This is a genomic window from Roseateles sp. P5_D6 (assembly GCF_054049415.1).
Genome location: NZ_JBFUMK010000004.1, coordinates 342677 through 358654 on the forward strand (window position 1 = coordinate 342677; position 15978 = coordinate 358654).

A 15978-nucleotide genomic window follows, 5' to 3' on the forward strand; every position below is an offset into this window, starting at 1 on the left:
GCCGCTAGGCTTCGTCCCATCAACCCCGAAAGGAGCCCCAAGATGAACGACGCAGAAGAACTCAACAAGCTGGCCGACCTGCATGCACGCGGTGTGCTCAACGACGAGGAGTTCGCCCGCGCCAAGGCCCGCTTGCTCAGCGGCCAGGCCACGGCGAGCCAAGGCAGTGCGGCAGGCCCCAACGTCGGCGCCGTCAACGGCCTGCGCCGCGCCCGCATCGACCGCTGGGTCGGCGGCGTCTGCGGCGGCATCGCCCGCACGACCGGGCTGGATTCCTGGGTCTGGCGCCTGATCTTCACGGTGCTCTTCCTGGCCTTCGGCAGCGGCATACTCCTGTACGTCCTCCTCTGGATCTTCGTGCCGGAGGAATGAAAGAGGCCCTTGGGCCGACGCCTCCAGTGACTGCCACGGAACCGGCTTTGCCGGGCCGTCGGCAGTGCCCCCTTGAGGGGGCGGCCGTCAGGCCGTAGGGGGTGGGATAAATACACCAGGAGACAGCCCGATGAAACAGCTCGCCGGCCTCGACGCCAGCTTCCTCTACCTGGAAACGCCGCAGATGCCGATGCATGTCGGCGCGCTGCACCTGCTGGAGCTGCCTGTCGGCTACGACGGTGACTACGTCGAAGACCTGCGCGAGCACATGCGGGCGCGCATGCCGCTGCTGCCGGCCCTGCGCCGCCGCCTGGTTGCGATGCCGCTGGGCCTGTCCAACCCGGGCTGGGTGGATGCCGACCCCGATCTCGAGGAGCACATCGTCGAGATCCCGCTCCCCGAAGGCAGCGGCATGGCTGACCTGGAGGCGCAGGTCGGCGCCCTGCACCCCGTGCTGCTGGACCGCAGCCGGCCGCTGTGGAAGTTCCATGTCTTCACTGGCCTGGAGCCCGGTCCCGATGGCCAGCAGCATGTGGCCCTGTACACCCAGCTCCACCACGCCGCCGTGGACGGCCAGGCCGCCGTCGCGCTGGCTCAGGTCATCCTCGACCTGAGCCCGGAGCCGCGTGCCATCGACGCCATCGCCGCCCGCGGCAAAAAGCGCGGCCAGCTCGGCACCGTCGGCATGCTGCGCGCCGCCGTGTCGCAGCAATGGAAGCAGACCGTCAAGCTGGCCCGCTCCCTGCCCAGCGCCGCCAACATCCTCGGCAACATGGCCATGGGCTACGCGGGCGGCGCCGCGGCTGGCGCCTCCATCGACAAGCTGCGCACGCTGCTGGGCGACGTTGCCGCGCAGACGACGGCGGTCGTGCGCGGCAAGACAGCTGTCTCCAGCCTGGGGCCGGCGCCACGCACGCGCTTCAATGTGAGCCTGTCTGACACCCGCTCCTTCTCAGGCGTCACGTTGCCGCTGGCCGAGCTGAACCGCACGCGCAAGCGCCACCACGCCAGCATCAACGACGCCGTGCTCTTCGTCATCGGCGGCGCGCTGCGGCGCTACTTCGCCAAGCATGGCCCGCTGCCGCGCAAGAGCCTGATCGCCGCCGTGCCCGTGTCCACACGCGCTGCCGGCGACACCACGTCCAACAACCAGGCCACCATGACCTTCATGAGCCTGGGCACGCACCTGAGCGACCCGAGCGAGCGCCTGGCCCATGTGATGGCCTCCAGCAAGGCCATGAAGGCGCAGATGAGCCAGCTCAAGAGCCTGATGCCGACCGACTTCCCCTCCCTGGGCATCCCATGGCTGATGCAGGCCGGCGCCATGCTCTACGGCCGCGCCAAGGTGGCCGAGAAGCTGCCCGTCGTCGCCAATGTCGTCATCTCCAACGTGCCCGGGCCACAGCTGCCGCTGTATCTGGCCGGCGCCAAGATGCTGACCAACTACCCCACGTCGATTGCCGTGCACGGCCTGGCGCTGAACGTGACGGTGCAGACCTACAACCAGTCGCTGGACATCGGCCTGATGGCCTGCGGCGAGGCCTTGCCGGAGACGGCGGAGCTGTCGGCGTACGTCGAGGCGGCGTTCATGGAGTTCCAGGCGCTGCCGGTGGCGGAGGTTGTCGAGCCTGAGCCGGTGCCGGTGGTGAAGAAGGCGCCGGCCAAGAAAGCCCCGGCTAAGAAGGTCGCAGCGAAGAAGGCACCCGCCAAGCGACGAGCAGCCGCTGCGGCCTGATCGCGCATGAGCGGCTCGCCCGCTCATGCGAAGTCACCAACGCGACACCCCAGCCCCGGGCAAGCACGCCCCGGAAACAGGCGACAGCTGGCTAACATCGCCGGGCCTGCCCGTTCCCCGCTTTCCGCATGCCCGCCTCCCGCTCGCCACGTTTCTCACACTGGCACCAGACCTCTACCACCCCTCATCCCGACTGGTCCGACTTGCGCGCACCCAACGCCTGGCTGCTGATGCTGGAGGGCCGCGCGCCCTGGGAGTACGCGGCCCTGCTGGCCACCATGCCGTGGATGAAGAAGCTGCCACATGGCGACGGCCATCCCGTGCTCGTCTTCCCCGGCCTGGGCGCGCATGACTTCACCACGGCACCACTGCGCGCCATGCTCGACTCGCTGGGCTACACCACGCAGGGTTGGGGCCAGGGCTTCAACTTCGGCCCACGCGCCGGCGTGCTGGAGCAGACCAAGGCCGACCTCGTCGAGCTGCACCGGCGTCACGGCCGCAAGGTCAGCCTGATCGGCTGGAGCCTGGGCGGCATCTATGCCCGCGAGCTGGCCAAGGAATGCCCGGAACTGGCGCGCTGCGTCGTCACGCTGGGCACGCCCTTCACCGGCCATCCGCGCGCCACCAACGCCTGGCGCTTCTTCGAGATGGTCAGTGGCCATGCGTCCAACGACCCGGAGCTGATGGAACAGATCCGCCAGGCACCGCCGGTGCCGACGACCTCCATCTACTCCAAGAGCGATGGCGTCGTCGCCTGGCGCTGCAGCGTCAACGCGCCCTCGCCGCTGGCCGAGAACATCGAGGTGCAGGCCAGCCACATCGGCCTGGGCGTGAACCCGATCGCGCTGTATGCGCTGGCAGACCGGCTGGCGCAGCCGGATGGGGATTGGCAGCCGTTTGAGCCCAAGGGGGCGAGGCGGTGGTTCTACAAGGCGCCGGTGCGGCCGTAGAACGCCCAGCCACCCGTCGGGCACGCATCGTGCAGCATGCACGACGGTGCTCTTGTGTGCTGTTGACAACCCCACCATGCCCTGGACCTTCGCCCACCCCGCAGCCGTCCTGCCCCTGCGGTCTCTCTGCCCCCGCTGGCTCTCGTTTCCCGGCCTGATCCTGGGGGCCATGGCCCCCGACCTGAGCTACTACGTCGGCATGCACGGCCCCTGGCGCGCCTTCTGTCACACGCCGATGGGGGTCCTGACCGTCTGTCTGCCGGCCGGCCTGCTGTTGTTGGGCCTCATGCTGCGGTGGCCGCGCCCGCTGACCGTGCTGCTGCCCGAGCCTCACCGGTCGTTGGTGCGCGGTGAGCTACAGCCGCCGCCGCGAGCGGCCGTCGCGCGCTGGGCGGTCGCCGTGCTCTCCATCCTGCTCGGCGCGGCAACCCACCTGCTGTGGGACCTCTTCACCCACCCCGTGCCGCCACTCACCGACCTGCTGCCCTGGCTGGCCCAGCCACTGCTGACCTTCCTGGGCCGGCCGCTGACGGTCGCCCGGCTGCTGCAGCACCTGAGCACCGTGGCCGGCGCGCTGGTCCTTGCCGTCGCCTACGCCCGGGTGGTGCGCCGGCAGCCCGACCGCACGGAAGCGCCGGACCCGCGGCGCGCCCGCGTGCTGTGGGCCTGCCTGGCGGTGGCGCTCGCGGTCGGCGCACAGTCCGCCTGGGCCCTTACGCCCGACACGCTGCCCGGCTACCCGATGCGCCGGCTGGTGCGCACGGTCGTCTGGAGCACCAGTTGCTTCGCCACGCTGTTCGTCATCGGCAGCGTCGCCTGGTGGCGCCGCCTGGGCGACGCCTGACCCTTGAACCCATATTCAACCCGCTCCCGCATCTCGCGGTAAGGTATCGCCCTTAACCCGGACCCCCGACCATGCAACACCACACCCTCGCCGCCGAAGACAAGGCCGCCAAGAAAGAAGCCCCCGAGAAGATGGAAGAGCAGCTGCTCTTCAAGGGCCGCTTCGTGATGATCTTTGGCGAGATCGACGACAAGATGGCGCACGCCACCTGCCGCCGGCTGCTGGCCCTGTCGCAGGACTCCGATGCGCCGATCACGCTGCTGATCTCTTCCCCTGGTGGCCATGTGGAGAGCGGTGACGCCATCCACGACATGATCCGCTTCGTGCGCGCACCGGTGAACGTGGTCGGCACCGGTTGGGTCGCCAGCGCCGGCACCCACATCTATCTGGCCGTGCCCAAGGAACGCCGCTTCGCGCTGCCCAACACGCGCTTCATGATCCACCAGCCTGCCGGCGGCGCTGGCGGCCAGGCCAGCGACATCGCCATCCAGGCCAAGGAGATCCTGCGCGCGCGTGAGCGTCTCGCCACCACGATCTCGCGCGAGACCGGCCAGCCGCTGGAGCGCGTGCGCTCAGACATCGAGCGCGACTTCTGGATGAGCACCGAAGAGGCCATCGCCTACGGCCTCGTGTCGCGCGTCATCGAGCGCCAAGTGGACTTGGGCTGACCCGCGATGCGTGTCTCGGCCAACGGTGTGCAGATCGAAGTGGACATCCACGGCCCGGACAACGGCGAGCCCTTGCTGCTGATCATGGGCCTGGGCATGCAGCTCATCGCCTGGCCCGAGGGCTTTGTGGACGAGCTCGTGGCCCGCGGCTTTCGCGTCATCCGCTTCGACAACCGCGACGTCGGGCTGAGCCAGCCCTTCGATGAGCTCGGCACGCCCAATATTCCGATGGCGGCCCTGCTGCACACGCTGCGGCTGCCGGTGAAGGCGCCCTACCAGCTCAGCGACCTGGCACGCGACACCGTCGGTGTGATGGACGCACTGGGCATTGCCAAGGCCCATGTCTGCGGTGCGTCCATGGGCGGCATGGTGGCCCAGCATCTGGGTTTTTCGCATGGCCAGCGGCTGAAGAGCCTGACGCTGATGATGACGACCAGTGGCGACCGCAGCGTGCCCAAGGAGAGCCTGAAGGTGCGCCGTGCGCTGCTGTCGCGCCCGCGGCCGGCCACGACGCCGCAGCAGAAGTTCGAGAACGTCCTCGACCACTACGCCAGCCTCTACGGCATCATCGGCAGCCCCGGCTACCCACCCGAACCCAGCCAGTTGCGCGAGCGCCTCGCGCGCGGCGTGAAGCGGTCCTTCCGGCCCCAGGCAGTCGCTCGCCAGATCGTGGCCGTCGCCGCCGATGTGCACCGCGCCGAGCGGCTGCCGCGCATCACGGCGCCCACCCTCATCGTCCACGGCGAGGACGACGCGCTGATCCCGGTCGCCGCGGCGCATGACCTGGCCAAGCGCATTCCCGGCGCGCGGCTGGAAACCATTTCCGGCTGGGGGCACGACCTGCCGGAGGTGCTGTGGCCACGGCTGGCCGCCGAAATCGCGGCCAATGCGGCCCGGGCCTGAGGGCCTCAGCCCTCGGCGCCGCCCAGCTGCTCGACCGCCTCGTAGGCCCTGACCGCAGCGTCGGCCTCGGCGGCGCGCGCGCTTTTCTCCGCCTGGGCGGCGGCCTTCTCGTCGGCCAGCTTGGCCTCGTAGGCCTGCCGCTCCATCGGGGAGACCGTGCCGTCCTCGTCGGTATCGGCCGGCTCATAGGTTTGACTGGTGCTGGTGCTGACCGCGGGCGTCTCGCCGCCGGCAGGCGCCGCACCGCCGCCACTGGCATCAGCCGGGGGCGCCTTGGGCGCGCTGGCCTGTAGTTGCTGTGCTGTCACCTGGACGTCGCCGCCATCGTCCGGCCGGGCCGGAAGACCCTGGGCACTGGGCGCCGCCTGGGCGGCCTGGGTGGCAGTGCCGGCCCGCTTCGCGCCCTCCGTTGAAATCTTGACGACCACGTCCTGCAGGTTGCCGCTGTCCAGCTCCTTGGCGGGCTGCTCGGTGCGGCCGGCAGAGGCGCCGCTAGTCAGGGGACTGGCCGGGGCTTGGGTGTTGACGGCGGCGACCATGGGCAACTCCGGAGTAATCATGGGGTATCGGCAACCCTGGCCAGAACTGAACGGGCTTTACGCCGCTTTCACTGGCCCGCGACGCTCGCCCGCTGCGGGTTGCCCAGTTCGGCGTTCAGCGCGACGGCGGCTTTCACCAGGCCTAGCGCGGTCTCGCGGTCAAACGGCGTGTCCTCTTGCAGCTCCAGCGTGCGCAGCTCGAACTTGCCGCCGCCGCGCATGCGCGGCTCCAAATGCAGCAGCCGCTTGCCGCGCCAGAAGCCGAACAGCACGCGCTCGGGCTCGGCGCGGATCAGAAGCACCGGGCCGTTGCTGAAATAGACGAGGTGGCCCCACTTGAGCTTCTCCTCGAGCCCGGGCGCTGCCTCCAATGCAGCCGCGCGCAGCGCCACCACCTGGGCCTGTTGCCAGCCGCCGAGCGCGGCGACATAGCCGTCGGGATCGGCGGCATCAACGATGTACATCTTCGCCATGCGTCAGCGCGCCTGCGCCTTGATCTCGACCGTCGTGCGCTGCTTGTCCTCGCCCTCGACGGTCAGCGTCAGCGGCACGGTCTCGCCGGCCTTGATCGGACCCTTGAGGCCCATCAGCATGACGTGATAGCTGCCGGGCTTGAGCGCCATGGCCTGGCCGGCGGGCAGCGGCAGCGCATCGACGGCGCGCATCTTCATGACGCCGTCGTCCATCTTCATCTCATGGATCTCGACCATGGCCGCCACTGGCGAACTGGCCGCCACGACCTTGGCCGGCTTGGCCGAGGTCAGCTGCATGAAGGCGCCGGTGGCCTTCTGCGGCGCGACGGTGGCGCGCACCCAGGGGTCGTCCACCCTGACCAAGGGGCTCTGGGCTTGGGCAGCGAAGGCGGCGAACAGGGCGGAGGCGATGAGCAGGCGGCGCATGGTTTGGTCTTGAAACGGAAGGCCCCCATTGTGGCGAGTTCGGGTTCGCCCTGATCGGCGCGCGCCCGCTGCGGGAAACGCATTGACGTCCGGCAAGGGCCGCGGAGAACATGCGCCCAAACAGGGAGAAGACATGAAAATGCGCGTTGCAGAGCCAGGCCCGGGCCAAGAGGCCGGGACGTATTCGCTGATCCAGTTGCGCGCGCCCGGCGCTCGCTCCGGGCCGCAGGTCGCGGTCAGCGATGAACTGCTGAACGCGTTGCGCCGGGCCGCCCGTATCAACGAAGGGACGCAGGACGCGCAGGTCACGTTCGCGTCGCTGCTGCTGGGTTTGTCGCTGACGGAGGGTGGCCCGGGGCGCTGGCTGCGCCAGCGGCTTGAGACGACGGGCCAGGCGCTGGAAGCGCTGCTGCGGCTGGCCAAGTCAAGCCGCACGGCCTACGACGCGCTGGCCGCCCAGCCCGCGCTGGAACTGCCCACGCCTGAGTCCTTCTCCGCCTCGGCCACACGCGCTATCGAGCTGGGCGGCGCGGCGACCGGCACCGGTTTCGTCGCCGACGTGCTGATGGCCATGCTGGCCACGCCGGGCTACCACGACGCCGACTTCCAATCCCTGGGCATCGACCGCATCGAATGGGCCCAGGCCTTGCAAGCCGCACGGCCCCACGGCTTTTCGCCGCCGATCGTGCAGCCTGCCAGCGGCTCTACCTTCACTCCCGAGGTCGCCGCCACCGCGCCTGCGGAAGACGGGCAGCTCGATCTGAATCGCATGGAAAGCCACGTGGCCCACGTGCTGAGCACGGCGCACGCGCTGGCCGGGAGCGCCCCGATCACGCCGCTACACATCCTGGAAGTGGCACGCGCGCAGGCGAACAGCGGCTCGCAGTCCTTCGAGCGCCTGCGGCAGTTGATGGGCCCGCTGCCCGGGCTGTCGCCGCCCTCTGCGACGGTGCTGCCCGGCGAGACGCTGGCACCCGAGCTGCGCACGCAGCTTGCACGTGCCCAGCGGCCGATGGAGGGCAGCACGGAGTACCGCACGATCTGGGGCCGTGACCTTATCACGGCGGCGTTGCTCTGCCCGGATGACGCCGTGCTGCCCGCCGTGGCCGGCGGGCGCGACGCCCTGGACCAGTTGCGCGATGCCTGGTACCGCTACGTGGTGGCCGACACCGTGAGCCGCCCCCCGAGCGATTGGGCCTTGTGGTGGCGCGAGGCCGGCGTGCCCCTGCCCCAGCAGCCGCGTGCCGGCTATGCCGTGGAGAACGATGTCGGCGAGGACCGCCTGGGCATCGGCGCCGAGGCGGCTGCGTTCGCGCGACTCATCCTCGACAAGGACGTCAAGCCACCGCTGTCCATCGGCCTGCTGGGCGACTGGGGCTCAGGCAAGTCCTTTTTCATCGAGCAGATCAAGCGCCACATCGGCGGCCTGCTCGAAGAGAAACGGCCCGAGCTGCATGCGTCGGTCGTGCAGATCGAGTTCAACGCCTGGCATGCGTCCGACACCAACCTGTGGGCCAGCCTCGTCACGAACATCTTCGACGAGATCTGGCGCACGGTGTCGGCGACGGACGAGAACATCGACCCCGAACAGGCCCGCGCCAAGCTGGGTGAGCAGATCGCGCTGGCACGCGGTGCGGTGCACGAAGCGCAGGCCCAGGTCGAGACCGGGCGCATCGCGCTGGCCAAGGCCGAGAAGGAGCTGCAGGCCAGGCAGGAACTGCTAGCCCTGACCCACGTGGCCGGCAAGGAGGTCAAGCAGCGCATCGACAAGCTGGCGCTGGCGGCCGGCTGGCGTGCTCCCATCCAGACCATCAACGACGTGGACAAGGCCGCGCGCGACCTGCTGGCGTCCGGCCAGCGCCTGCGCCAGATTGGCGCCGCGTTGCTCGAGCGGCCCGGCTGGCGCATCGGCTTGCCCGTCACGGCCTGCCTGGCCCTGGCCTGGCTTGGGCTGTCTTTGATCGACGCCGCCCGGCTGTCGGCCTGGCAGCAGCATATGTCCCAGGTGCTCACGACGGTGGCGGGCCTGGTGGGTGCGGTCATCGCGCCGCTCAAGCTGGCCAAGGGCAAGGTGGATGCGCTCGCCGACCAACTCGGCCATGTCCAGTCCGAGTTCGAGCGCAGCCTGAAGGACATGAAGGCCTCCGACAGCGCGGGCGACGCCGAGAAGGCGCAACTGCTCGAGCGCGCGCGCCGCGAACTGGAAAGCAACGAAGAGCGGGTGAAAGTGGCCCGCGCGCAACTGGCCGAGTTGATGAACCAGCAGGTGGCGCTGGACCCGGCGCACCGGCTCGGCAGCTTCTTGCAGGAGCGCGTGCAGTCAAGCCCTTACCGCTCCCAGCAGGGGATCATTTCGCTGGTGCACAAGGACTTCAGCGAGCTGTCGCTCTACATGAAGCGCCTGCGCGAAGAAGCCGCCCGCAAGGCCGAGACGCCGGGGGCCGGCGATGACACCGCCGCCCCGGCCGACGGGGCCGTGAAGATCAAGCCCATCGACCGCATCGTGCTCTACGTCGACGACCTCGACCGCTGCCGCCCCGCGCAGGTGGTGAACATGCTGGAGGCCGTGCACCTGCTGCTGGCGCTGGACCTGTTCGTCGTCGTCGTGGCGGTGGATTCGCGCTGGCTGACGCGTGCGCTGGAGGTGCACTACAGCGAACTGCTGGGCACGGTCCACGCGGCCGACGCCGACGGCCTGCGCGAATCGACGCCGCAGAACTACCTGGAGAAGATCTTCCAGATCACCTACGCCCTGGCGCCGATGCGGGCCACCCATCTGCGCGACTACGTCGACGCCCTGGCAGGGCAAGCCCTGTCCACGCCGTCCGAGGCGGCCGGGCTCGCGCCCGCTGCGGCCGCGGCGCCCCTGGCCCCGAGCGACGCGTCGTCGCTGCCCGTTGCGCCCACTTCTGCCGAAGTCCCGACGCCGCCGCAGCCACCGGTGCCGCAGGGCTCCGCCGCGGCCGTCGCGCCGCAACAGCCGCGAACCGCCCGCGCCATCACCATCGGCGCCCAGGAGCGCGAACTCATCGTGTCCCTGGCGCCGTTGCTTGGCACGCCGCGCCTGACCAAGCGGCTGGTCAACGTCTATCGCGTCATCAAGGCGAGCAAGTCGGCCGACGAACTCGATGCCTTCGAAAGCGGTCGCCGCTCCACCACCTGCCTCGTGATGCTGGCCATCCTGTTCGGCCGCCCGCTCGTCGCCAACGAACTGTTGCGCGGCATTCATGAAGGGACCACGCCTTTCGACAACGGCGGCATGCGCCTGATCGACGCCCTGAAGGCGCGCGTGCCGCCCAATGACGAACCCCTGCGCGTGACCGACGCCTGGCGGCAGACCGCCGAGCTGCTGGCATCCATCGGCATCCTGCACACCGTGGGCGCATTTGCGCGTGAGCCGCAGGAGGTGGCCCGCTACTCGCTGGCTTCGGGGCATGCCTGGCACACCTGGCAGCGCTAGGAGAGGGCGGGCACGCTGCCCGACAACAGCAAGGCAAGCCCGTCTGCGTGTACCCATCCCATTGCAGCGCGGGCTGGGCCCGCCTGCTCGGCGGGCTGGGCGCGGCCCGAGCTGAACTTGATCTTGTCATCGGTCAACAGGGCGCTCATCAGCAGGCTGGGCGGCTTGAGCAAATGTTGAAGGCCTGGGTTCGCGCCGCAGCCTCCCGCTGCAGAAGGGCCAGCATGCGCGCCTCGCGCTGCCTGCACCCGGCCATCCAGCGCCACCGCGCTGTGAGCAATCCCTGCAGCGTCAACCGGGCTCAACAAAGCCTTACCGTTGTGCGCTAAGGCGTGACGGTCACAGCTCGGCCAAACACCCGCCCAGGCCTTCTGCTGCGACTGACAGATGCCGCTCAATTCCAGCAGCCGCTTCACGTTTCTTTCGCCATCTCCTCGATGCTCTTCGTGAGGTGACAGAGGGGTTGGCCGCGGTGGGAAGCAGATGCCGCCCACCCTCAGCACAGGGCTTGACAGCCGCTGTCCACGTGTACTATCGTACTGATACACGTAGGCAGTTAACGATGGATCCCACCCATTTCGTCCACATCAACACCGGCTCGCCCGAGCCCATCTACCGCCAGCTCATCGAGCAGGTGAAGCGGCGCGTCGCGGCCGGGCAGCTCAAGGCCGGCGACGAGATCCCCTCGGTGCGCGAGCTGGCCCAGGCCCTGGCCGTGCACCCCATGACCATCTCCAAGGCCTATTCCCTGCTGGAGTCCGACGGCGTGTTGGAGCGCCGCCGGGGGCTGTCGATGGTGGTGGCGGCGCAGCACCAGCGCGCCCAACCCACTGCCGACCGCGTCGAGCTGCTGCGGCCGACGCTGGAGAAGGCGGCCGCCGAAGCGCGGCAACTGGAGCTCCCCAAGACCCAGGCCCTGCAGCTGTTCAAAACCATCCTCGACGAGACGCAAGCATGACTGCCTCCTCCGCCCACTTTCCCCACTCCGACACCGCCACCGCCGAACTCGCCGGCGTCAGCCTCGCCTACCCCAAGGGCGAGGCCGTGCTGAAGGCGCTGGACTGGACGTTGCAGCCGGGCCAGGTGGTCGGCCTGCTGGGCCGCAACGGCTGCGGCAAGACGACGCTGCTGGAGACGCTGCTGGGCCTGCGTGAACCGCAGCAGGGCCGCGTGCAGCTGTTCGGCCAGGACGCCGCGCGGCTGGATGACGCGGCGCGCGCCCGCATCGGCTATGTGCCCCAGCAGAGCGACCTGTTCGAGAGTTTCACCGCGGCCCAACTGCTGGCCTACTTCAAGAGCTTCTACCCGCGCTGGAACGAGTCCAGGGTCGAAGGCCTGCTGTCGCGCTGGGACATCGCCCGCGACAAACCCATCCGCAAGCTCAGTGGCGGCCAGCAGCAGCGCCTGTCCATCATCCGCGCCCTGGCCCATGAGCCCGACCTGCTGGTGCTGGATGAGCCCGTCGCCAGCCTGGACCCCGTCGGCCGGCGCGACTTCCTGCGCGAGCTGGTCGACCAGGTGCTGGGCCGCGGCACGACCGTCGTGTTCTCCACCCACATCCTGTCCGACCTGGAGCGGGTCGCCTTCAACCTCGCCTTCCTCAGCGACGGCCGCATCGCCCTGCAGGCGCCGCTGGACGAGCTGCTGGAGCAGGTGCGCGCCTTCACCGGCACCGTCACCGAACTGGCCAGCCTGTTCGCGCGGCTGAACGCCCAGCCGCTCAAGCGCACGCCGCTGGAGGCCGGCCGCGAGCGCGTGCTGGCGCGGCTGCCGGCCGGTGTGAGCGCGCCGCTGGACGCACAGGCCGTCAACCTCGAAGACCTGTTCGCGGAGCTGACGTGATGAAAGCCGCCCCCTACAGCCAATTGCTGCTGGCCTTCTGGCGCCAGCGTGATCGCGAATCCCCCTGGGGCCGCCGGGCGCTGTTCGCCCTGGCCGTGCTGGGCCTGGCGCTGGGCGTCTACCTGGCGCCGCAGCTGGCGGTGCCCATGCTGGCCCTTTCGGCGGCACTGGTGCTGATGTCGCTGTGGATGGCCATCATCGGCAGCCTGATACAGCAGAACCATCCCCATGCCGCGCGCTTCGTGCCCGGCCATCTGCGCCAGACGCTGGAGTCCGCGCTCGCAACCTGGGCCGGCTTGTCGCTGGGCAGCGCAGCCCTGCTGTGGCTTTGCCTGCCGCAGATGCCCTCCTTCGCCCTGCTGCTGCTGGGCGCCGCGGCCGTGCTGGCCTTCATGGGCTGGGCGACGCGCGAATGGCAGCTCTGGCTGGTGATCTCCATCGGGCCGGTGCTGTTCTTCGGCACCGGACTGGACCGGCGGCTGGCGCCTCTGGGCACCGCGCTGCGCGAGCTGTGGCTGGCCCAGCCGCTGTCCGTGCTCGCGCTGAGCCTGCTGGCCCTGGGCTGGTCGCTCACGCGGCTGTTCGGCAGGGGCGATGCGGCCCATGCCGAGGCCTATGCCCGCCTGGGCCGCATGCGCCGCGCCGCCGAGGACAGCATGCAGGGCAAATACGCCGGCGCCGCCGCCTTCGGTCGCGTGGGCGAATGGCTGAGCCAGCCTTTTGCGCTCGCCGTGTCGGCCTGGCAGTGCCATGTCGTCGCGCAGGCCGAACCGACTGGCCAGAGCGCCATGCGCCGCGCCGAGATCGTGCTGCATGGCCGGCAGCACTGGCTGCACCAGAGCCTGGGCGCCGTGATGGCCGTGGGCATCGCCGCGCTGAGCTTCTTCATCGCGTTTGCGCTGGCCGGCCAGGGCCTGCAGGACAACTGGACCAAAGGCGCCTACGGCATGGCCATCGGCCTGGCGAGCATCGGTTTCAACCCTTGCTTCACCCTGCCCAACATGCTCTGGCACAGCCGCCGCGAACAGGCCCTGATGCGGCTGCTGCCAGGCCTGCCGCAGGGAGAGGCGCTGAACCGCGCGGTTGCGCGGATGCAGTTGCGCCACGCCCTGGTTGCCTGGACGCTGACGACCGCCGGCCTGGGCCTGCTGGCCTGGGCCGCGAACAATGCCGCACTGCTGTGCCTGGCCTTTGGCGCCCTGCCACTGAGCACCGGCTGGCTGCTGCGCGCGCCTTCGCGCATGAAGTCGCCCACGGCCTGGACCACCGTCGTGCCCATCCTGGCCTTCATGCTGATGGGCTGGGGCATGTTCCTGCTGCAAAAGGATCTGGGCGCGCCGCTGCCTCTGCTGGCAGGCATCAGTGTTGCGCTCAGCGCCGCGCTGGGCGCATGGCGCTGGCGCACGCTGAGCGCTGCGCCAACGGCCTTGCCGGCCGGTCGCTTGAGCTGAAAACGCTCGGCGCAAGCCCGCCGCAAGCTTCAAAAACCGCTCGTCGCGGGCCTCGCGCCGCTCGCCGGTCGGGGGTCTCGGTTCGTGAACTGACGCACGGACAAAACACGGCTTACATCCGCACACTGCGTCCCATGCAGTCGGCAAACCCGTCGAAAGGCGGGGACGCAAAGCCACCGGTCTTCGTGCTCTGACAGGAGCAAAAGACAGCGGGGCCGCCCTGGGCGGACAAGGACATGTCCGCAGCGTGGCACACGGGGAGGTGCCGGCTACTGCCCAGTAGCCCCACCCTTTGCATCAACCCGAAAGACCACGCCATGAAGTACCAAGCCATTGCCTTCGCTGCCCTCGCCCTGTTCGCCCAGGCCAGCTTCGCCGCCGACCCGACGGCCCAGCTCACCGGCCTCGTGCGCATCGTCAAGAGCGACGGTCAGACCGTCCTCGCCCAGGCCGCGCCCATGCTCGTCGCCGCCAACGGCACGGCCACGGGCGCCATGCCCCAGATCACCGTCAGCGAGAAGGATGCCTTCATCTCCAGCCTCGGCCGCTGCGCCTTCAACTTCAAGTACGACGAGGTCAGCGCCTCGGCCGTGGCCACCAGCACCAACCGCATCTACAGCAACGACACACTGATCGCGCAGAACACGCAAATCGCGCTGACGCCCAAGGTCGTCAAGACGATCTGGACCCAGCCCTATCTCTTCGCCGGCGCGAACAACGTGAAGGTCGTCGTCAATGTCGACGGCGTGCCGAGCACGGGCTGGGTGCGCATCAACGTGAGCGGCACCTGCGGCAAGCCCGCCGCGGCACCAGCTCCGGCACCCGTGGCCGCACCGCCCGCACCGGCCCCGTCGCCCGCTCCCGCACCGGTCGTCTATGTCCAGCCGGGCTCTGGCGACTGGAACAACCTCAACAACGCCTGGGGCTACAGCAACTACGCGGCAACCCAGCTCAAGGGCAAGGGCTATGCGAAGTACGCCGAGATCGTGCGCCTGAACGCCGCCCTCACGACGGCGATCAACGCCAAGAAGATCTCGACCGGTGACTACGGCAGCCTGATGGCGGCCTGGAACGCACTGATGGCCGACCCCGCCTTCAAGGCCGCGATGGCGGCCATCGTGCCGACACCAGGCGTCAAGTAAAGACCCCTCGTCCAGTCCCGCTCCGCTGAACACGAGCGGGCCTAACCGGCCCCCCGAGGGGGCGGCGATGCTTGGCGGCATTGAGCCGCAAGCACATCGCCATGGCGGGCCGGCTAGGGGCGGCCCGTCGCTCGGCCCGAGCGCACCACGTTACTGGTTGATTTCCGGCTCGGCCAGCTGGGCCAGCAGGGTCAGCGACTCCTGCCAGCCCAGGTAGCAGGCCTCGGCCGGGATCATGGCCGGGATGCCTTCCTGCTTGATGTGCACCTCGGTGCCGCAGAACACGGCGCGCAGCTCGACGGTCGTCGTCATCTCGCCGGGCAAGTTGGGGTCGTCAAAGGCCGCCGTGTAGCGCAGCTTCTGGCCTGGCACCAGTTCCAGGTAGCGGCCGCCAAAGCTGTGGCCGCCGCCGGTCGTGAAGTTGGTGAACGACATCTTGTATGTGCCGCCCACCTTGGCGTCCATTTCATGGACGGTGCCGGTGAAGCCATGCGGCGGCAGCCACTTGGCCATGGCGGCCGGTGTCGTGAAGGCGCGGTAGACGCGGTCGGGCGGGCAGCGCAGCACGCGGTGCAGGGTGACGGTGTTGGTCATGGTCGATTCCGTGGTTGGACAGAGGATGGCCCTCTGTCATGACGACGATCAGAGCCCGACCGGATCGACAACGCCAACCCGGAAAAAACCCTAGATCGGCAACTCGGTGAAATAACGGCCGCCGTGGAAGATCAGCGGCTGAGCGCCGAGCCGGGACGAGCAACGCTCGACTTCGCCGACGAAGATGACGTGGTCGCCCTCCTCGTAACGGCTGCGGTTGGCGCATTCGAAGACGGCAGCAGCCCCCTCCAGCACCGGCGCGCCGCCCGCGCCCTCGTGCCAGGCCACGCCGGCGAAGCGATCGATGTCACGCGTCGCGAAGCGCTGGGCCAGCTCCTTCTGGTCGGCCGCGAGGATGTTGATGGCGTAATGCGAGCCATGCGAGAACACCGGCATGGAGCCGGCGCGGCGCGCCAGGCTCCACAGCACCAGGGGCGGGTCCAAGGACACGGAGTTGAAGGAATTGGCGGTGAGGCCGACCAGGCCGCCGTCCGCAGCGCGAACGGTGACGATGGTCACGCCGGTGGCAAACATGCCCAGTGCGGCGCGGAATTGCTGGCTGTCCATGGGGTGATTGTC

At 69.3% G+C, this 15978-nt stretch carries 17 protein-coding genes and 1 riboswitch; of the genes, 11 read left to right on the forward strand and 6 right to left on the reverse strand.

All coding sequences use genetic code 11. The features are described from left to right. The first annotated feature begins 42 nt into the window (after nt 1–42). The 6 genes from ACXJKM_RS07415 to ACXJKM_RS07440 all read left to right on the forward strand — a co-directional run bounded on the left by ACXJKM_RS07415 (nt 43) and on the right by ACXJKM_RS07440 (nt 5472). Nucleotides 43–372 carry a PspC domain-containing protein gene (locus ACXJKM_RS07415; RefSeq protein WP_056191618.1) on the forward strand — a complete coding sequence of 110 codons (330 nt, stop codon included), beginning with the start codon at nt 43–45 and terminating at the stop codon, nt 370–372. Nucleotides 373–502: 130 nt separating this feature from the next. After that, nucleotides 503–2107, forward strand: a complete 1605-nt coding sequence (locus ACXJKM_RS07420) for a wax ester/triacylglycerol synthase family O-acyltransferase (RefSeq protein ID WP_457351324.1) — start codon at nt 503–505, stop codon at nt 2105–2107. Between the two features lie 203 nt (nt 2108–2310). Beyond that, the gene (locus tag ACXJKM_RS07425; protein ID WP_457351326.1) at nt 2311–3057 is read left to right on the forward strand and encodes an esterase/lipase family protein; all 747 of its coding nucleotides are present in this window, start codon (nt 2311–2313) and stop codon (nt 3055–3057) included. Between the two features lie 76 nt (nt 3058–3133). Beyond that, complete coding sequence (locus ACXJKM_RS07430; RefSeq protein ID WP_457324301.1) at nt 3134–3901, forward strand: DUF4184 family protein; 768 nt, start codon at nt 3134–3136, stop codon at nt 3899–3901. Between the two features lie 71 nt (nt 3902–3972). Next, complete coding sequence (locus tag ACXJKM_RS07435) at nt 3973–4569, forward strand: ATP-dependent Clp protease proteolytic subunit (protein ID WP_457351328.1); 597 nt, start codon at nt 3973–3975, stop codon at nt 4567–4569. Nucleotides 4570–4575: 6 nt separating this feature from the next. Continuing rightward, a complete protein-coding gene (locus ACXJKM_RS07440) occupies nt 4576–5472 on the forward strand; it encodes an alpha/beta fold hydrolase (protein WP_457351330.1) in 897 nt (298 codons plus the stop codon). 5 nt (nt 5473–5477) lie between these two features. Here the strand turns inward: ACXJKM_RS07440 and ACXJKM_RS07445 are convergent, their stop codons facing one another. From ACXJKM_RS07445 to ACXJKM_RS07455, 3 genes are all read right to left on the reverse strand, one after another. Then, nucleotides 5478–6011, reverse strand: a complete 534-nt coding sequence (locus tag ACXJKM_RS07445) for a hypothetical protein (RefSeq protein ID WP_457351332.1) — start codon at nt 6009–6011, stop codon at nt 5478–5480. Nucleotides 6012–6079: 68 nt separating this feature from the next. Then, the gene (locus ACXJKM_RS07450; RefSeq protein WP_457351334.1) at nt 6080–6484 is read right to left on the reverse strand and encodes a DUF1801 domain-containing protein; all 405 of its coding nucleotides are present in this window, start codon (nt 6482–6484) and stop codon (nt 6080–6082) included. Between the two features lie 3 nt (nt 6485–6487). After that, nucleotides 6488–6910: a copper chaperone PCu(A)C gene (locus tag ACXJKM_RS07455; RefSeq protein WP_457351336.1), complete on the reverse strand. Its 423-nt coding sequence runs from the start codon at nt 6908–6910 to the stop codon at nt 6488–6490. 133 nt (nt 6911–7043) lie between these two features. On the opposite strand from ACXJKM_RS07455, the gene ACXJKM_RS07460 reads away from it, so the two are divergent. Further along, nucleotides 7044–10370, forward strand: a complete 3327-nt coding sequence (locus tag ACXJKM_RS07460) for a P-loop NTPase fold protein (protein WP_457351338.1) — start codon at nt 7044–7046, stop codon at nt 10368–10370. On the opposite strand, the gene ACXJKM_RS07465 is transcribed toward ACXJKM_RS07460, so the two are convergent. After that, a complete protein-coding gene (locus tag ACXJKM_RS07465; protein WP_457322861.1) occupies nt 10367–10786 on the reverse strand; it encodes a hypothetical protein in 420 nt (139 codons plus the stop codon). The genes ACXJKM_RS07460 and ACXJKM_RS07465 overlap by 4 nt on opposite strands. A gap of 146 nt (nt 10787–10932) precedes the next feature. On the opposite strand from ACXJKM_RS07465, the gene ACXJKM_RS07470 reads away from it, so the two are divergent. From ACXJKM_RS07470 to ACXJKM_RS07485, 4 genes are all read left to right on the forward strand, one after another. Beyond that, a complete protein-coding gene (locus ACXJKM_RS07470; protein ID WP_056191605.1) occupies nt 10933–11328 on the forward strand; it encodes a GntR family transcriptional regulator in 396 nt (131 codons plus the stop codon). Beyond that, entirely contained in the window at nt 11325–12212 is an 888-nt protein-coding gene (locus ACXJKM_RS07475) for an ABC transporter ATP-binding protein (RefSeq protein ID WP_457351340.1), read from the forward strand. The genes ACXJKM_RS07470 and ACXJKM_RS07475 overlap by 4 nt, the downstream gene beginning before the upstream one ends. Beyond that, a complete protein-coding gene (locus ACXJKM_RS07480; RefSeq protein WP_457351342.1) occupies nt 12212–13663 on the forward strand; it encodes a hypothetical protein in 1452 nt (483 codons plus the stop codon). The genes ACXJKM_RS07475 and ACXJKM_RS07480 overlap by 1 nt, the downstream gene beginning before the upstream one ends. 132 nt (nt 13664–13795) lie before the next feature. Further along, nucleotides 13796–13886, forward strand: a riboswitch (cyclic di-GMP riboswitch). 94 nt (nt 13887–13980) lie between these two features. Continuing rightward, nucleotides 13981–14805, forward strand: a complete 825-nt coding sequence (locus ACXJKM_RS07485; protein WP_457351344.1) for a hypothetical protein — start codon at nt 13981–13983, stop codon at nt 14803–14805. 150 nt (nt 14806–14955) lie between these two features. On the opposite strand, the gene ACXJKM_RS07490 is transcribed toward ACXJKM_RS07485, so the two are convergent. Next, nucleotides 14956–15399 (reverse strand): SRPBCC family protein, encoded by a 444-nt coding sequence (locus ACXJKM_RS07490; RefSeq protein ID WP_056191596.1) that lies wholly within the window; start codon nt 15397–15399, stop codon nt 14956–14958. A gap of 90 nt (nt 15400–15489) precedes the next feature. Then, on the reverse strand, nt 15490–15966 hold the full coding sequence (locus ACXJKM_RS07495) for a flavin reductase family protein (RefSeq protein WP_056191594.1): 477 nt from the start codon (nt 15964–15966) through the stop codon (nt 15490–15492). Nucleotides 15967–15978: the final 12 nt, after the last annotated feature.

What these genes read in the sequence shown, in the direction of transcription:
- ACXJKM_RS07430 (WP_457324301.1), top strand. Translation starts at nt 3,134, where the DNA reads ATGCCCTGGACCTTCGCCCACCCCGCAGCCGTCCTGCCCCTGCGGTCT.
- ACXJKM_RS07440 (WP_457351330.1), top strand. Translation starts at nt 4,576, where the DNA reads ATGCGTGTCTCGGCCAACGGTGTGCAGATCGAAGTGGACATCCACGGC.
- ACXJKM_RS07495 (WP_056191594.1), bottom strand. Translation starts at nt 15,966, where the DNA reads ATGGACAGCCAGCAATTCCGCGCCGCACTGGGCATGTTTGCCACCGGC.
- ACXJKM_RS07470 (WP_056191605.1), top strand. Translation starts at nt 10,933, where the DNA reads ATGGATCCCACCCATTTCGTCCACATCAACACCGGCTCGCCCGAGCCC.
- ACXJKM_RS07420 (WP_457351324.1), top strand. Translation starts at nt 503, where the DNA reads ATGAAACAGCTCGCCGGCCTCGACGCCAGCTTCCTCTACCTGGAAACG.
- ACXJKM_RS07475 (WP_457351340.1), top strand. Translation starts at nt 11,325, where the DNA reads ATGACTGCCTCCTCCGCCCACTTTCCCCACTCCGACACCGCCACCGCC.
- ACXJKM_RS07435 (WP_457351328.1), top strand. Translation starts at nt 3,973, where the DNA reads ATGCAACACCACACCCTCGCCGCCGAAGACAAGGCCGCCAAGAAAGAA.
- ACXJKM_RS07445 (WP_457351332.1), bottom strand. Translation starts at nt 6,011, where the DNA reads ATGGTCGCCGCCGTCAACACCCAAGCCCCGGCCAGTCCCCTGACTAGC.
- ACXJKM_RS07485 (WP_457351344.1), top strand. Translation starts at nt 13,981, where the DNA reads ATGAAGTACCAAGCCATTGCCTTCGCTGCCCTCGCCCTGTTCGCCCAG.
- ACXJKM_RS07490 (WP_056191596.1), bottom strand. Translation starts at nt 15,399, where the DNA reads ATGACCAACACCGTCACCCTGCACCGCGTGCTGCGCTGCCCGCCCGAC.
- ACXJKM_RS07415 (WP_056191618.1), top strand. Translation starts at nt 43, where the DNA reads ATGAACGACGCAGAAGAACTCAACAAGCTGGCCGACCTGCATGCACGC.
- ACXJKM_RS07450 (WP_457351334.1), bottom strand. Translation starts at nt 6,484, where the DNA reads ATGGCGAAGATGTACATCGTTGATGCCGCCGATCCCGACGGCTATGTC.
- ACXJKM_RS07480 (WP_457351342.1), top strand. Translation starts at nt 12,212, where the DNA reads ATGAAAGCCGCCCCCTACAGCCAATTGCTGCTGGCCTTCTGGCGCCAG.
- ACXJKM_RS07455 (WP_457351336.1), bottom strand. Translation starts at nt 6,910, where the DNA reads ATGCGCCGCCTGCTCATCGCCTCCGCCCTGTTCGCCGCCTTCGCTGCC.
- ACXJKM_RS07460 (WP_457351338.1), top strand. Translation starts at nt 7,044, where the DNA reads ATGAAAATGCGCGTTGCAGAGCCAGGCCCGGGCCAAGAGGCCGGGACG.